11 protein-coding genes are annotated in these 15,367 nt (G+C 71.3%); 6 read left to right on the top strand and 5 right to left on the bottom strand.

The window, feature by feature from the left end; translation table 11 throughout:
* The first annotated feature begins 156 nt into the window (after positions 1–156).
* Positions 157–426 (top strand): hypothetical protein, encoded by a 270-nt coding sequence (locus ACFZAX_RS29705; RefSeq protein WP_390965381.1) that lies wholly within the window; start codon positions 157–159, stop codon positions 424–426.
* A gap of 73 nt (positions 427–499) precedes the next feature.
* Here the strand turns inward: ACFZAX_RS29705 and ACFZAX_RS29700 are convergent, their stop codons facing one another.
* From ACFZAX_RS29700 to ACFZAX_RS29690, 3 genes are all read right to left on the bottom strand, one after another.
* On the bottom strand, positions 500–1,228 hold the full coding sequence (locus ACFZAX_RS29700; RefSeq protein WP_390965380.1) for a DUF721 domain-containing protein: 729 nt from the start codon (positions 1,226–1,228) through the stop codon (positions 500–502).
* Positions 1,225–2,628 carry a hypothetical protein gene (locus tag ACFZAX_RS29695; RefSeq protein ID WP_390965379.1) on the bottom strand — a complete coding sequence of 468 codons (1,404 nt, stop codon included), beginning with the start codon at positions 2,626–2,628 and terminating at the stop codon, positions 1,225–1,227. Before ACFZAX_RS29695 ends, ACFZAX_RS29700 begins: the two co-directional genes overlap by 4 nt.
* A gap of 722 nt (positions 2,629–3,350) precedes the next feature.
* Positions 3,351–4,325, bottom strand: coding sequence for a phosphotransferase (locus ACFZAX_RS29690; protein ID WP_390965378.1), 975 nt, complete (start codon positions 4,323–4,325; stop codon positions 3,351–3,353).
* A 179-nt stretch (positions 4,326–4,504) separates the two neighbouring features.
* On the opposite strand from ACFZAX_RS29690, the gene ACFZAX_RS29685 reads away from it, so the two are divergent.
* Positions 4,505–5,353 (top strand): ATP-grasp domain-containing protein, encoded by an 849-nt coding sequence (locus ACFZAX_RS29685; protein ID WP_390965377.1) that lies wholly within the window; start codon positions 4,505–4,507, stop codon positions 5,351–5,353.
* Here the strand turns inward: ACFZAX_RS29685 and ACFZAX_RS29680 are convergent.
* Positions 5,316–7,319 carry an MFS transporter gene (locus tag ACFZAX_RS29680; protein WP_390965376.1) on the bottom strand — a complete coding sequence of 668 codons (2,004 nt, stop codon included), beginning with the start codon at positions 7,317–7,319 and terminating at the stop codon, positions 5,316–5,318. The genes ACFZAX_RS29685 and ACFZAX_RS29680 overlap by 38 nt on opposite strands.
* A 325-nt stretch (positions 7,320–7,644) precedes the next feature.
* Positions 7,645–10,392 carry a serine hydrolase gene (locus ACFZAX_RS29675; protein ID WP_390965375.1) on the bottom strand — a complete coding sequence of 916 codons (2,748 nt, stop codon included), beginning with the start codon at positions 10,390–10,392 and terminating at the stop codon, positions 7,645–7,647.
* A 191-nt stretch (positions 10,393–10,583) separates the two neighbouring features.
* Here ACFZAX_RS29675 and ACFZAX_RS29670 point away from each other — a divergent pair, with 191 nt between their 5' ends.
* From ACFZAX_RS29670 to ACFZAX_RS29655, 4 genes are all read left to right on the top strand, one after another.
* The gene (locus tag ACFZAX_RS29670; protein WP_327177326.1) at positions 10,584–11,297 is read left to right on the top strand and encodes a GPP34 family phosphoprotein; all 714 of its coding nucleotides are present in this window, start codon (positions 10,584–10,586) and stop codon (positions 11,295–11,297) included.
* A gap of 291 nt (positions 11,298–11,588) precedes the next feature.
* Positions 11,589–12,446 (top strand): Scr1 family TA system antitoxin-like transcriptional regulator, encoded by an 858-nt coding sequence (locus ACFZAX_RS29665; RefSeq protein ID WP_390965374.1) that lies wholly within the window; start codon positions 11,589–11,591, stop codon positions 12,444–12,446.
* 285 nt (positions 12,447–12,731) lie between these two features.
* Entirely contained in the window at positions 12,732–12,938 is a 207-nt protein-coding gene (locus ACFZAX_RS29660; RefSeq protein ID WP_390965373.1) for a DUF397 domain-containing protein, read from the top strand.
* An 804-nt stretch (positions 12,939–13,742) separates the two neighbouring features.
* Entirely contained in the window at positions 13,743–15,308 is a 1,566-nt protein-coding gene (locus ACFZAX_RS29655; RefSeq protein WP_390965372.1) for a sodium:solute symporter family protein, read from the top strand.
* The last annotated feature ends 59 nt before the right edge of the window (positions 15,309–15,367 follow it).

Below are 15,367 nucleotides of genomic sequence, written 5' to 3'. Positions count from 1 at the left end.
GCTCTGGTGGGTTGTTCTGCATGTTCATCCGGTTCTTCCCCGTTGCCCTGGTGTTTTGGGTGGGGTGGGGTGGTTTTGTTCCGCTGGGGGGGGGCCCCCCCCCCCCCCCCCCCACGACTCCCTGCAACGGAGTATTTTATGATGCTAGCTACATCAATGGCCGTATCCAGTTCATTCGCGGGAATTTCCGTCTGGGAATTTTTGCTAGCTGTTATCCTTGTGGCGTTTTTCGTGTGGGATGCGCTCAGGTTCCCTGCCGACCTTTGGTCTCGCTGGCTCTTGCCGATAGGTGCGATTCCATTTCTTTTCGGGACTTTCCGCAGTGAATTCTGGGTGGTTGCAGCAGGGCTGTCCTTGATGGCTCTTGGGTTCTATCTGACAAAAAGCTGGAAACAGAGAAATATGCGCAAAGACTGGTTTGGCTGACACATCGGAAGATCCGATCGACTCCAGGTGAGGAGCAGTCATGCCACTCGGGCCCGGGCCGCGTCGCTGGAGGTCACGACCCACTGCTGGACGGCTCCCTTGGCGGCGAGTTCCTCGAGGGCCTGGCGGCCGTCGCCGAAGTCCTCTTCGGGTTCGCGGGCCTGCTCGCGGATCTGCCGCTCGACAGCAGCCCGGACCTTCGCGTCGGTAGTCGCCTTCGCCGGGCGGGCGGTGCGGTGGGCGGCGCGGTGGCGGCGAGCGCCTGGTGGTAGCCGGCCGGTGCGGGCAGACGCCCGGCAGGTCCGGCGGGCACCGTCGGCGGGGCCATTTCGGCTGCCACGGCGAGGCCGGCCTTCGCGGGCGCGGGCGCCAGGACGTTCACGGTGCGGACGTTCGCTCCGGGAACCTGCGCGTTGGCGGCCGCGCTCAGCTTCGGGGCGGTCCAGCGGAGTTTCGTGGCGGCCGCCGGGGTGCCGGGGACGACGTCCAGGCGCCCGGTGTCCGCGTCGTATCCCACGGCCCGGACCCGGCCGACGAGTTCCGGCGCGACCGCGGCGAGGATCCTGTCGAAGTGGGCGAGGACGCTGCCGCCGACGGCCGGGGCGGTCATCCCGCGCTCGGTCAGCATCCGGCTGATCGCACTGCCCAGCCCGAGCGGCTCGCGGCCGTCGCGCCGTACGACGGTGGTGGTGCGCCGCTTCGGCATCTTGGCGGTGGCACCGTTCTTCTTCGCCGCTTCCCGGGCGGCGGTCAGGGCCTGACGCGCGAGGTCGACCCCGCTCAGCTCCGACTCGGCCGTCACGCGATCACCACCCCGGCGGTGTCCCGATCGAGAGCGCGGGCGGCGAGCTCCGGCAGCCGGTCCGTCCACGACCCGGCACCGGCCCGGGCGGCCCGGTGCCCCGCGGCGGCCTGCTCCCGCAGCTGCTCCAGGCGCACCGTCAGCAGATGCTGGGCGACACGGTCCCGGGCGACGGTGGCGGCCTTCGTCGCGGCGGCGACAGCGGCCTCGCCGGTCGGGTTGTGCTGGAACCAGCGGCGCCCTTGCTCGGTCCGGTAGGCCCGGTCCGCCTCGGCTTCGGCTTCGTCGGTCCTGCCGAACGCGGCCAGCGCGCTGGCCTCGGCCTGGTCGGCGATCGGCTGGACGGTGCTGTGGGCGGTAAGCGCGGCCGCGAGGTCGGCGCGCTCCTGGTCGTCCTCGAGGTCGGCCGGGTCGGAGAGCTCCAGGAACTCCGCCCACTCGGCGGCGACCTTGCGGTCGATGGCCGTACGGACCCGGGCGTCGAGAGCCGCGACGTCAACCGTGCTGGCCGACGGGTCGAGGGTCCGCGCCGCGACGAGCTGCACGGTCCGGGCGGTGAGCGTCTCGGTCTCGCGGCGGTGGCCGCACGTCTCGCAGAGTCCGCCGGCCGCGTTCTGCCCGCAGTCCTCGCACGCCAGCGCCCGGCGCACCGTGGCGGCGGCGGCCGCGGCCTGACGCTCCGCTTCGGCCCGCTGCTGCGCGGCGGCGCGGGCCGCTTCGCGCTCGGCGTCCCGGACGCGGGCCTCCTCGCGGCGCCGTACGAACCGCGCGGCGTCAGCAGCAGTCTGGGCTTGCAGCCGCTCCTCGACGACCTGGCGGCGGGCGGCGTCATCGAGGCCGGGCAGCTCCTGGTCGACCTCGGCCGTGACCTGGATCCGGGCGGCCCGGCGGACGTGGAGCACGTTGGCGCAGCCCTCGCACGCGGCACCGGTGTCGAGCCGGGTGCCGTCGTCGCACCGCCGGTCCGCGCACGCCTGACGCTGCACCAGGCCCCGCCCGATCAGCCACCCGTACGGGCGCTGGACCAGGGCCTCGCCGCCGGTCTCCGCCAGGCGGGCAGTGAGGCGGGCCGCGAGCCGACGTGCAGCCGCCTCCTGCTGACCGACCCAGCCCTCCAGCCGGCCGAGCTCCGCCTCCGCAGCCTCCTCGACCCGGGCCTGCTGCCACCCGGACAACCCCTGCCACAGCCACGAGACCGGCCCCAACGCGACCCGCAGACCAGACTCCTCCGGCAGGTCCACCCGCTGCTGCTGCGTCTTTCCACCACGAACGGCCTGCGGCCGGGCACCGGCACCGGAACGGGCAGCCAGCTGTCCCTCGCGCTCATTGGCCGGGGACTCCTTGGGCTGTTCCCCGCGCAGCGGGCCGACCTCAGCCGCCCGCGGCCCGGGGACGGCCATGGCGTCCTCGCCGACTGTGGCCGTTCACCCGTACCGGCGGTCAGTTCAAGCGGCAACCTGCGCTCAATACCGTCGTAATCGCAGTGAGGCCGGGCGACTCAGCGTAATGGAAGGCAACGCCGTGGTGACGACTATCCGGGTGTACGAGACGAACCGCCAGGGCCGTTCCGGGGAACCGCTCACCACGCGCCATCCCTCGCTTCCAGACCCCTCGGTCCTCTCTGACGCACAGCAGCGTGGCGCAGACTGCCTCTGGTGCACGGCGCCGCTGACCCCAGGCGACGCGCACGACCTCGGGTCCCGCCCGGACCTCGGGTTCGTCTCCGTGACCTGGTTCCCCCGCTGCTGCCTCAATTGCCGGGAAGGACGGACCGATGGCGACCACTGAGAAGCCGCTCAATACTGGGGATCGGGCGTACCGGGTGTGGATCCTCCACACCCAGAAGTGCGCCACGTGCCGCGCCAACCGCGCTTGCGTCACTGCGGTGAAGCTGGGCCGGCTGTGGCGGGCGGCACGATGAAGATTTGCGTCGACTGCGACAAGGTGACCCTCCGCAACGCGATCGTCGCTGCCGAGGGCCACTCCGCTTCCGGGGCGCGTCCGGACGCGTACGCCCACCCCCCGGGCGACCCGGAGTGCACCGCGCGGCGTGCATCTCCGTCGATGCTCCACCGCCAGCTCGACGCGATGCCGACACCCAGAGCGCCGAGACTCTGACGGCCTACTCCTCGCGAACCGACTCGGCGTTCGGGTCGCTCCCCGCCCGGATCACCCCGCCGCGCAAGTCCGCCCTCTCCGCCAGCAGCTCACCGATCACACGGCGAGCGTTGTCCGCCATCACCGGGTTCGTGGTGCGGTAGTGGGCGAGTTCGGGGAGGGCAACGGAGAGGGCCCAGCCACGAGCCCGCCGCCAGGTCGCGTCGTCCGCGGCCAGTGCGGTACGGAACCGGGGGCGGGCGGTGGCGGGGAGCAGGTACCAGGCGGCCATCAGGTCGAGCGCCGGGTCGGCGAGGCCCACGCAGCCGAAGTCGATGACGGCGCCCAACCGGCCTTCCTTGATGAGGATGTTGCCGGGCTGGAGGTCCCCGTGGGACCAGACCCCCGGCCCGTCCGGCGCGGGGGCCGACAGCGCCGCCCGCCACACGGCGAGAGCCCCCTCCCTGCCCTCCTCGCCCAGAGCCTCGCGGAGGGCTTCGATCGTCCGGCGGGTGTCGGTGTCCCGGGCCGCGAGCTGTTCGCTGCGGTACGCGGGCGGCGCGCCGGCCGGGTCGACCCGGCGCAGGGCGGTGATGAACTGAGCCAGATCCGTGGCCAGTTCGTTGCTGTCCAGGGGCGAGCCATCGGCACCGGAAGTCTGTTCACCTCTGCCAGTCCCCAACCATCGTGTCAGCGGTTCCCCTTCGAGCCAGCGGCACACCGACCAGACCCAGGGGTACCCATCCCCCGGCCCGCCCTGGGCGAGCGGGGCGGGGATCGGGACCGGGAGGTGGGCAGCCAGGCGTGGCAGCCAGTGGTGCTCCTTCTCCACGTCCCGCGCGCCGCCCTCGGCGAGCGGGAGCCGTACCGCCATCGCTCCCCCGAGCCGGTAGATGGCGTTCACCGTGCCGTGGGAGCCGGTCCGGCTGACGGGGAGCCCCGCCCACTGCGGGAACCGGGCGGCGACCAGGGTTCGTACAAGATCTTCGTCGGAGAGCATGAGCCGATCGAATCGGCTGGTCGGGGCCGCCGCAACCGCTTTCCGCGCCGGGTGCCCACGAGACCCCGACGGCTGCCCGAACCCGCCGCCACCTGCGGAAACCGTGACGGCGGGGACGCCCGGCAGCGCCCCCGAAAACCACTGGGCCGCGCCCGTCCCCGTACCGCACCCTGATGGCCATGACCGATGACCGACGTGACGCCGTCCTCGTACTCCCGCCCCACCTCACCGCGTCCGCGCGGGCGATCGCCGGGGCGGCGGTGCGGCGCGGGCTGCGGACCGTGGAGCCGGGCGGGACGCCGATATCGGAGGTGCTGCGGGAGTCGGCGTACGGCGTCGCGTATCTGCACGCCGGGCCGGGCTTCGCCGACATCGTGGCGTCGGTGCTCGGGATCGCCCCGCTGGAGGCTCCGGCCGACTGGATGGCCAGGCTTCCGATCACGTTCACGCGACGGGAGATCCGGGCGATGCCGATCCGGGAGGCGTACGGGTTGCGCAGGCCGGTGTTCGTGAAGTCGCCCAACGACAAGAGCATCCCGGCCCTCGTGTACTCGGACGGTTCCCGGCTGCCCGGTCCGGACGCGGTCGAGCCGGCGACGCCGGTGCTGGTCAGCGAGGTGCTGTCCTACGTGTCCGAGTACCGGCTGTACGTCCTCGACGGGGCCGTGCACACCGCGAGCCGGTACGCCGAGCGGGGCCGCCTCCGGCTCGGCGAGCCGTCGCCGGATGCCCTCGCCTTCGGCGCGGACCTGCTGGCCGCCGCCTCGGCCTCGCTGCCGTCCGCGATCGTCGTGGACGTCGGGCAGGACGCGGACGGCGGCTGGAGCGTGGTCGAGGCGAACGCCGCCTGGGCGAGCGGCTGCTACGCCGCCGACCCGGAACGCGCGCTGGACGTCGTACTGCGGGCCGCCGGGCCGGTGGCGGCGCTGGACGCCGCACGGGACGGCGTCTTCGTGAGGTCCGGGGCGGCGGCCCCGGAGGAACCACGCGTCAGCGCAGCTCCTCCGGGCACGGGGTACCGGGGCTGAAACGGTACGGCGCGGCCAGCCGGTAGACGCCCGCCCTGGGGGCGACGAGTTCGGTCCACTGGTCGCCGTGGGTCTCCTCGTCGACCTCCAGGAGGCACCCGTTGACGTTGTCGAAGGTCTTCGGAGCCGCGTCGTCGTCCTTGGTGCGCTCCTTGGACTCCGCCGTCTCCTGGGGACGGTCCAGGCCCTTGCCCTCCTCGTCGACGAGGGAGAGCCAGCGCGTGTAGGGCACCCGGATGAGGACGCGGCCGGCCTTAGCGACCCGGAGGGTGATCTCGTCGGCCTCCGCGTTCAGGACGGTGGCGGGCGGGTCGGCGAGCGGCGTCGGGTCCTCGACCCGGTACAGCTTCCAGTTGGCGTCGGCCCAGATCTGCTTCAGGTACGGCAGACCCGCGCCGACCAGGGTCGCCTCCTGGGTGGCCCCGCTGTCCGGTTTGCCCTTGGGCAGCACGACGTAGTGGACGGCCCAGCGGTCGAGCCACTCGCGGTAGTTCGTCCCGTCGAGGGTGTCGTCGTAGAAGAGCGGGTTGCGCTTCATGTCGGCCTGGCGGTTCCAGCCGCGGGCGAGGTTGACGTACGGCGCCAGGGCCGAGGCCTCGCGGTGGCTGCTCGCGGGGACGACCTCGATCCGGCCCCTCGTCGCGTCGGCCACCTGGAGCTGGTTGACCAGCGGCGCCAGCTCGCGCGCCCAGGAGGCGGTCGGCGCGGTACGGACGATGTCGGCGACGCTCTTGAAGCCGATCCAGACGTTGAGGCCGACGATCGCGATCACCAGGGCGTACCAGCGGCGGGTGCGCGGCGCGGTGAACGGCAGCGCGGCCAGCAGCACGACACCGGCGAAGAGCATCGCCATGCGCGTGATGTTGGAGCCGATCTGGGAGTCCACGAAGTAGGTGGCGAGCGTGCCGAGGCCGTAGAGGGCGGACGCGGTGCGGACCGTCTTCCAGTCCCGGGGCACGAGCACGAAGACGAACACCGAGAAGACGAACGGCAGCGACAGCGTGCCCACCGACATCGGCTGGGTGCCGGAGAACGGGAACAGCCACGAGGACAGCCCGACCACCGCCACCGGCGGCAGCCCGATGGCGTACGCGCCGGGGCGCCGCTTGTGCAGGAAGAGCGCGGCGGCCACCACGCCCAGGAAGAGCCCGGCGACCGGGCTGGAGGCGGTCGCGAGCCCGGCGAGCGGCGCGGCGACGCCCGCCTTCGCCCAGCGCCGGTACCGCCAGCGGTACGGCCAGCAGAAGACGGCGGCGACGGCCCCGACCGCGAACATCATGCCGAGCCCGAACGTCACCCGGCCCGACAGCGCGTTGCACAGGTACGCGAAGACCCCGGCGAGCGAGCAGGCGAGCGGGTTCCGCACGGCCTTGACCCGTACCAGGATCATCGCGGTCAGCCCGGCGGAGACGGTGCCCGCGAGCATCATCGTCGACCGGACGCCGATCACGGACATCAGATACGGCGAGACCACGCTGTACGAGACGGGGTGCATGCCCCCGTACCAGGCGAGGTTGTACGCGGTGCCGGGGTGCTGGCCCACGAACTCGGCCCAGGCGTCCTGGGCCGCGATGTCACCGCCGCTGTTGGCGAAGAAGAAGAACCAGAGGACGTGCGTGACGGCCGCGGCGGCCGTCACGATCGTCACGGGGTGACGGGTCAGCCGGTGCAGCAGCGACGGGGCCGAAGGCTCGGTCGGCGTCGGCGGCTCGGTCGGCGTCGTCTGCGGCTGCGTCGCGGACGGGGCGCCCGGGTGCTCGCGCGAGCCGTCGGAGGACGGGCCGGGGTGGCCGCGGTCGGCCTGCGGTCCCGGTTCCGGGGTGCGCTGGGTCGGCACGAGACCGGCGACGGCCGGATCGCCGCCGTCCACGGGACCCGTCGAGCCGCCGGCGTCGTCGAGCTGCCCGGGTGTCCGGTCTCTCTCGCTGTCCGCCTCGCGGCCGGGTCTCGGCTCCGCGGTGGTCACTACGGCTCTCCCCGTCGTCCGCCGGCCCGGTGTGTCCCCCCGGCGACCGCCGTTCGGCTTTCCGGCTGCTGTTCGTCTGCTCGTCTGTTCGGTCTGTTCCGGGACGCTAACACGTACCAAGCGGACAGACGGGGGACGGGGGGCACCCGACCGGTACCCCCCGCCCTCCTTCCCCGAGGCTTTCCCCGGCGAACCTCCAGGCCGCCCCCGGCCGTCCCGCCGGGCCTGTACGCGGCCTTCCCGCAGGCCGGACCGGCCGCCGGTCGGTCCGGACCCGGTCGCCGGTCGGTCCGGACCGGGTCGCCGGCCGATCAGGACCCGGTCGTCAGCCGATCCGGGACAGCTTGGCCCCGAATCCGGGCTCGCTCAGGTCCTGGGCCAGGGCGACCGGCACCTTGACCTGGCTGGTGCCCTCGCCGACCGTCAGCGTGCCGACCTCGGTACCGGCCGCCGCCTCGTGCGGGACGGTCTTCCCGTCGTCGGTGAGCTCCAGCTTCACCGTGAGCCCGCCCCAGCCGACCGCCTTGACGTCCTTGGTGGCGACGACCGGGGTGGTGGTGCCGAGCCCGTCGTCCACGACCCCGACGACCTGGCCCTTCTTCACGATCGTGGCGCCCTTGAGGGCGTCCTCGGTGGCCAGCATGACCGTCTTGCTGACCCGGTTGACCTCGTCGATGATCGACTGGCTGTCGTACTGCCCGAGGATCGCGCCGACGATCAGCTGGTCGGTCCCGTCGATCATCTTGTGGGCCGCGAAGAGCAGGTTGCCGCCCGCCTTGGTGGTCGACCCGGTCTTGATGCCGAGCGCCCCGTTGAAGGGGACCAGGCGGTTGTAGTTGGGCCAGGGCTTGCCGGTGGGGTCGGTCCAGCTCGGCAGGATGGTGATCTCCATCAGCGCCGGGATCTCGACCAGCTTCTCCCCGAGCTTCACCAGGTCCTCGGCGGTGCTCACGGTGGTGGCGTTGAGGCCGGAGGGGTCGGTGTACGTGGTGTTCGTCATCCCGAGCTCCTTCGCGGTGGCGTTCATCTTCGCGACGAACGCCTTCTCGGAGCCCGCGTCCCACCGCGCGAGCAGCCGCGCGATGTTGTTGGCGGAAGGGATCATGATCGCGGAGAGGGCGTCGCGCTGGGTGAGCACGTCCCCTTCCTTGACGGTGTCGAGCGTGGACTCGCCCTCGGAGGAGAGCTTGCCGTCGGACTCGCCCTTGGCGTCGACCTTGATCGACGCTCCGTCCTCACCCTTCTTCATCGGGTGGTCCTTGAGCACGATGTACGCAGTCATGGCCTTCGCCACACTCGCGATCGGAACCGGCTTCTGCTTCCCGAACGAGCCGACCTCGCCCAGGCCGGTCGCCGCCATGTAGCCCTGGCCCTGGGACGGCCACGACAGGTCGGGGGCGGCCCCGTCGAACGTGTAGGTCGGCTTGGCCGTCACCGAGAGCGTGGGGTCCGGCAGCGGCCTGACCATCTGTACGACTGCAAAGATGATCAGCACGAGCAGGACGAGCGGCGTCCAGATCTTGACCCGCCGGACCGCCGTCCGCACCGGGGTCTCCACCGGCGGCGGGGTGTTCGTCAGCTCGGCGAGCAGGTCCAGCGGCGGCCTGGGAGGCAGCGGCAGGGAACGGGTCCGGTCGGGCTCACCCGTGGCCGACGTGGCCGACGAGGCCGACGTGTCGAGCGCCGGCGTCACCGTGGGACCGATGACCGGCCCCTGCGGCGCGGGACGGCGCGGCGCGGGCGCGGACCGTACGTCGTCCGAGCGCAGCGGTACGAAAGTGCTGGTGCGCTCCGCGTCGTTCTCGGACTCCGGCTTCGCGGCCTTCGCGGCCTTCGCGGCCTTCGGGTCGCTCGCGCCGCCCGGGTCCGGCTTGGTGTCCGGCTTGGTGTCCGGCTTGGTCTTCTGCTCGGCCGACGCCTCGCGCTTCGGGATCTTCAGCGCGGTCGTGGGCTGGTCGATCCGGGGGCGGACCGACGTGAACACGGCGGTGGGCTGGTCGATACCGGTGTCGTCCGCGTCTTCGCCGTCTTCGCTGTCGTCGCCGTCTTCACCGGCGTCTTCGTCGGCGTCGGAGCCGGAGTCGCCGTCCGCGTCGGCCGTCGCCTCGGCCGGCTTGTCGGCAGGCTTGGCGGCCTCGCCGGAAGCTCCGAGCCCCTTGGCTGCCGACGCCGGTTCGGTGGGCGTGGCCTCCTCGCGGGTACGGGGCACCTGCGCGCCGGCCGTGTCCGCGTCGGGCTTGTCGTCCTTCGAGGGCTTGTCGTCCTTCGAGGGCTCTGTGGACTCCGTGGCCCCGGTGGACTCCGCGGCCTCTGCCGACTCCGTGACCCCGGTCGGCTTCTCGGCTGCGGCGGGACTGTCGCCCTCGGCGACCCAGGCGGCGACCGCGCGGCGCAGCCGCTTGTCGCCGTCACCCTCGGCCGTTTCGCCCACGGCCGTTTCGCCCTCGGCGTCCTCCGCGTCCTCCGCCTCCTCGGCATCCTCCGCGTCCTCCGCGTCCGTGTCGGCGGCGGGGGCGCTCGTGGACCGCTCCTGCGCGCCGGAGGCACCCGAGGGCGTGGAATCGGCCTCCGAGGGCTCCGTGGGGCCTTCAGGGGCCTCTGCCGCCCCGTCCTCGGCCGGGCCGGTGCTCGTGGCGCTCTCGGCCCGCTCGGTGACGTCCGTGTCCGCCGCCTCGTCGGCCTCCTCGTCCGTGTCCGCCACGTCCGTCGCGTCAGCCGCGTCAGCCGCGTCAGCCGCCGGGGGAACCGGAACGCGGAAGCGGAACACAGCGGTGGCACCGTCCTCCCGCGCACCGTCCTCCCGCGCGTCGGCGTCCGTACCCGGCTCGGTGTCCGTACCCGACTCGGCGTCCGCGTGCGTGCCGGAAGCCGCGTCCGTGCCCGGCTCGGCGTCCGCATCCGTCCCGGCGTCCGCGTCCGTCCCGGAACCAGGAGCGTCGTCCGCCGCGTCACCGACGGTGTCGTCACTCGGTCCGGCGGGTTCACGGAACACGGAGAGCCTGGGGTCGCGTTCCTCCGGAGCCGTCCCCGAGGACTTCGACCGCTCCGATTTGCCGAGGGACTCGCCCGCCACCAATGCCTCCTCATCACTGCGGGGACTGCCCCCGCTGTCCGAACCGTGTACCAGTGTCCTGTGTGAACCCTTGCTTCAGCTGCTAGACGAGAACGACATACCTACTGGTTCCCGTACAAAGCTGGCAGGCGCTCTCGACAGACAGTTGTGAGAGGGGTCACCCTGTCACTCATCCACGCGGGGAGGCATGGATGGGCAGGAGCCGCAGAACAATTCCGGAAGAGCTTTTGCTGCTCGCTCTGGACCCGACCACGGGTACCACGGCGCAGCCGCAGTCGCTCGACCTCGGCCTCGCCGGAGCACAGCTAGTGGAGCTGGCTCTGGCAGGACGGATAGCCCCTGACGGGGATCGTATCGCCGTGGTGATGCCACGGCCGACTGGAGATCCGACACTGGACTCCGCACTGGAACTGCTGCGCAGACGCGGCAGCCCGGTACGGGCGGTCCACTGGATCGGCGGACCCCGACTGGGGCTCCGTCAGGTCTATCTCGCTCATCTGGAGCGGTGCGGCATGGTGCATGCCGTGGCGGGCCAGATGTGCGGAGTGCTGCCGACGACTCGCTACCAGGCGACGGACACGGCGGTCAGCAGGGACATCAGGTCCCGGCTGGACAGTGCGATCCGCACCGGCGTACCGCCGGACCCGCGGACCGCGGCGCTTGCCGCGCTGGCCCATGCGGTCGGACTCGGCAAGCACCTGTACCCGGGGAACGAGGGGCGTTCATCACGCTCCCGCCTCCGGGACCTGATCAGGCACGACCCGATGGGCGGACTCGTGGCGCATGCCGTGATGGACGTCCAGAGCGGTGCGGGCGCACAGCCCCGCCGCAACCAGCAGGCAGCGGGAGTGCCGTTGCAGCCGCAAGCACGTCGCGGCAGCATGGCGCAGACCGCGGCGAGCTGAACGCAGTGAGCTGAACCGCGGTGCGCCGCGCGGGACATCCGCGCTGCGCACCGTTTCAGGGCCGTGCGGGAGACCGCACGGAAACCGCGCGGGAGACCGCGCGGAGAACCACATACCGCCGTGCCGACGTCCGCGAAGACCCGGTTCGGGAGCCGCACCACACGCGGGGCAGCCGGTCTTCCGGCTGCCCCGCGTGCTTGCGTTCCCCGTTTTCCAGCGAAGCGAGGGCCAAGGGTGGCAATCTGCTGAGAAGTAGATACGCACAGCTACATAGCCGGAGGTGCCGTTTCCGTGCCGTCCACCGTCAATCCCACCGTCAGGCGACGTCGGTTGGGCCAGGAATTGCGCCGCCTGCGCGAACTCAAGGGCATGACCGCCGAAGAGGTCGCCGACCGCCTGCTGGTCTCCCAGTCGAAGATCAGCCGGCTGGAGAACGGCCGCCGTTCCATCAGCCAGCGTGACGTCCGCGACCTCTGCGGGGTCTACGAGGTGGACGACCACCGCATCGTCGACTCCCTCATGCAGATGGCGAAGGACTCGCGCCAGCAGGGCTGGTGGCACGCGTTCGGCGACATCCCGTACAGCGTCTACATCGGTCTGGAGACCGACGCGGAGTCGCTGCGCGGGTACGAGCCCCAGGTCATCCCGGGGCTGCTCCAGACGCGGGCGTACTCCGAGGCACTGATCACGGGCGCTCTCCCGGAGGCGCCGTCGGCCGACATCGAGAAGCGGGTGAACGTCCGCGCCCGCCGCCAGGACCGGATCAACGATCCCGAACGCCCGTTGCGCCTGTGGGTCGTCATAGACGAGTCCGCGCTGCACCGGACGGTCGGCGGCAAGCAGGTGATGATCGAGCAGCTGGAGCACCTGGTGGCCTGCTCGAAGCTGCCGCACGTGACCGTGCAGGTCCTGCCGTTCGACATGGGTGCGCACCCGGGCATCAACGGGCAGTACGCCATCCTGGAGTTCCCGGACACGGCCGATTCCAGCGTGGTCTACATCGAGGGCGTCACCAGCGACCTGTACCTGGAGAAGGCGAACGACGTGCAGCGGTACAGCGTCATGTACGAGCACCTCCGTGCCCAGGCGCTCAACGTGGAGCAGAGCCGCCACTTCATCGGCGGGATCGCGAAGAAGTACACCGACTGAACGGGGTCGAAACCGGGCCAACTCCCGTGTCCGCAGGGCCTCTCGGGCGCCGCCGGACCGGCCGTCCCGCCATAGCGGGTCATGTGCGACATGCATCGATGTGACGTGAGGGGCGACGGCACAATACACCGTCGCCACCTCAGCGGGTAAGAGTTCATTGGCATTTGCCATCCGGTCGAGTGAACGGCAATTTCAGCCGGGGGAGTTGGCGAGTAGCGTCGATCACGCCAGCTGAAAGCAGTCTGGTGCGAGGCTCACGATCAACTCATCGAAACCGGAGTGAACATGGCTATCATCCAGGGTGCTACGGACATGTGGACCAAGTCCTCGTACTCCGGCGGCAACGGTGCCTGCGTCGAGGTCAAGTCCCCCGTCGCGCTCTCCATCGCGGTCCGCGACTCGAAGGTGACCGAGGGCCCCTCGATCACCTTCGTGCCCGGCGCCTGGAACGCGTTCGTCAGGGACGTCGCGGAGCGCACGCTCGACGTCTGAGCCCGGTGCGTTCCACCGGCCCGCTCCCGCGCCGCTCACCCGGCCCTCTCGACCGGCCCGCCGTCCTGGCCGAGAGGGCTCGGCAGCACCCGCTCCGTCAGGGGTGACCGAGCGGTACGCGCGCATCACCGGTACGCCGCGAGGTGGTGCCGGGGCGGTCACCCGCCCCGCGCACCGCGCAGGCGGCGTACCGGGCAGGCCGTACGGCACGAACCGTCGGCACACCCGGGTGGGAACCGGCGACCGCACCGGCTCTGCTCCGGCATCGCCGGATGTCGACCGACCAAGTTCCCCCCTCCTCGACCGCACGGGACCCGCATCCCGTGCGGTCTTGCCGTATGCGCGCCGCACGTGGTTCGGCAGGCCCTTTCCCGGGCCCGCACCACCGCGGGCGGGCCCGCGAGGACGTGACGGCGGTGACGTCTCCCGGCGGTGCGATCGCGAACCCGTTGACCACGGGGCCGTTGAGCGCCCGACAGTCACCGATTCCCGTCTCCGCGCGGGCCGTTCACCGCGTCGCGCGCATCGCGTGCGCCGCGCGCATTCGATTCTTCGGACAGCCTGACGAAGTGCCCGCCCATCGTGTGGCCGCCGTCACGCCCGCACAACGCTCCGCTTGGTCAAGAACAGGCAAAATCGTTCGGGCTGCTGATTGCCGTTCACACTCGTGGACACTCATGCCTTGACCGCGTACACGCGGAAGCGGTTCAATCCCCGAAGTCCCCGTACCCGCGCGGGGTACCGCTGAACGGCTGTACTGACGAAGAGCGTTCCCGTTCACAAGGCGGACCCCTGGAGGGGTACATGAACAGTCTCGACTGGACCGTACTCATCGGATACTTCGGTGTGATGGTCGCGATCGGACTCTGGTCGCACAAGCGCGTGGACACCGTCGGCGACTTCTTCACGGCCGGCGGGAAGATGCCGTGGTGGCTGTCCGGCATCTCGCACCACATGTCGGGGTACAGCGCGGTGATGTTCACCGGCTACGCCGGCATCGCCTACACGTACGGGGTCACTTCCTTCGTCACGTGGTCGCTCCCGATCGCCATCGGCATCTTCATCGGCGCGAAGCTCTTCGCACCCCGGCTCAACCGGCTGCGCTCGCGGCTGCGGGTCGCGTCGCCGCTGGAGTACCTGAAGAACCGCTACAACGTCGAGACCCAGCAGGCACTCGCCTGGTCCGGTCTGCTGCTGAAGGTGGTGGACGTCGGCGCCAAGTGGGCTGCCATCGCCACCCTGTTGTCGGTGTTCACCGGGCTGACCATCACCCAGGGCATCCTCATCACCGGCGTCATCACCGCCATCTACTGCACCGTCGGCGGGCTGTGGGCCGACGCGCTCACGGAGCTGGGGCAGTTCATCATCCAGCTCTTCGCCGGGCTCGCGATGCTGATCGCGGTGATGGGCAAGCTGGACGGGTTCTCCACCCTGTGGACGGTCTGGGACAAGCTCCCCGACGGCCACGCGGACCCGACCGCCGGGCCGTACACGGTGACCTTCCTGCTCGCGTTCCTCTTCATCAAGACCTTCGAGTACAACGGCGGCATGTGGAACCAGGCCCAGCGGTACATGGCCACCGACTCCGCCCGCTCCGCGACCCGTTCGGCCCGTCTCTCGGCCATCCTCTGGTTCGTCTGGCCGCTGGTGCTGTTCTTCCCGATGTGGTGCGCGCCGCTGCTCGTCCACGCGCAGAAGCCGGACGCCTCGGACAGCTACGCCCTGATGACCGAACAGCTGCTGCCGCACGGCCTGCTGGGCCTGGTCATCGTGGGCTTCTTCTCGCACACCATGGCCATGTGCTCCTCGGACGCCAACGCCATCGCCGCCGTCTTCACCCGCGACATCGTGCCGACCTTCGCCAAGGCCGCGCGCGGCTGGAACGAGCGGGCCGGCCTGATCGCGGCCCGCTGGACCACGATCGCCTTCCTCGCGCTGTCGATGGCGGTCGCGACGCAGGTCAACTCGCCCGCGTTCAAGGACATCATCACCGTCGTCATCAAGTGGGTCGCCGGCCTGATGGGCCCGATCGCCATCCCGTTCATGCTCGGTCTGCTGCGTCCGTTCCGGAAGTCCGGGCCGACCGCGGCGCTGGTCAGCTGGGCGCTGGGCCTGGTGGCGTTCTGGCTGGTCAACTACCCGATCAACTGGGCGGTGGACGGCGGTGTCCCGCTCCAGTACCAGGTCTCGGTGCCGCTCGCGGTCTCCCTGGTCCTGTACGTCGTGATCGGGTTCGTGAAGCCGGAGGACACCCCGGAGCGCGACGCGGTGCTCGCCCGCATCAACGAGGACGGCGACGACGACTCCGCCGCCGCCTCCCTCCCCGCCCAGGGCGGCCCGGCCGCGGACGCCGCCCCGATCCGGGACTGAGCAACGGCGGTGCCCCGGGGCGCCCGCACCCGTACGGGCCGGTACCTCCCGGTGCGACA

This window comes from Streptomyces sp. NPDC008125 (assembly GCF_042957125.1).
GTDB lineage: Bacteria > Actinomycetota > Actinomycetes > Streptomycetales > Streptomycetaceae > Streptomyces.
Note: the sequence above shows the minus strand (reverse complement) of the source record. Positions and strands in the feature narration are given on the sequence as shown.

Coding starts and splice junctions, on each gene's coding strand:
- ACFZAX_RS29705 (WP_390965381.1), top strand. CDS start 157: ATGGCCGTATCCAGTTCATTCGCGGGAATTTCCGTCTGGGAATTTTTG.
- ACFZAX_RS29695 (WP_390965379.1), bottom strand. CDS start 2,628: ATGGCCGTCCCCGGGCCGCGGGCGGCTGAGGTCGGCCCGCTGCGCGGG.
- ACFZAX_RS29690 (WP_390965378.1), bottom strand. CDS start 4,325: ATGCTCTCCGACGAAGATCTTGTACGAACCCTGGTCGCCGCCCGGTTC.
- ACFZAX_RS29685 (WP_390965377.1), top strand. CDS start 4,505: ATGACCGATGACCGACGTGACGCCGTCCTCGTACTCCCGCCCCACCTC.
- ACFZAX_RS29670 (WP_327177326.1), top strand. CDS start 10,584: ATGGGCAGGAGCCGCAGAACAATTCCGGAAGAGCTTTTGCTGCTCGCT.
- ACFZAX_RS29660 (WP_390965373.1), top strand. CDS start 12,732: ATGGCTATCATCCAGGGTGCTACGGACATGTGGACCAAGTCCTCGTAC.
- ACFZAX_RS29655 (WP_390965372.1), top strand. CDS start 13,743: ATGAACAGTCTCGACTGGACCGTACTCATCGGATACTTCGGTGTGATG.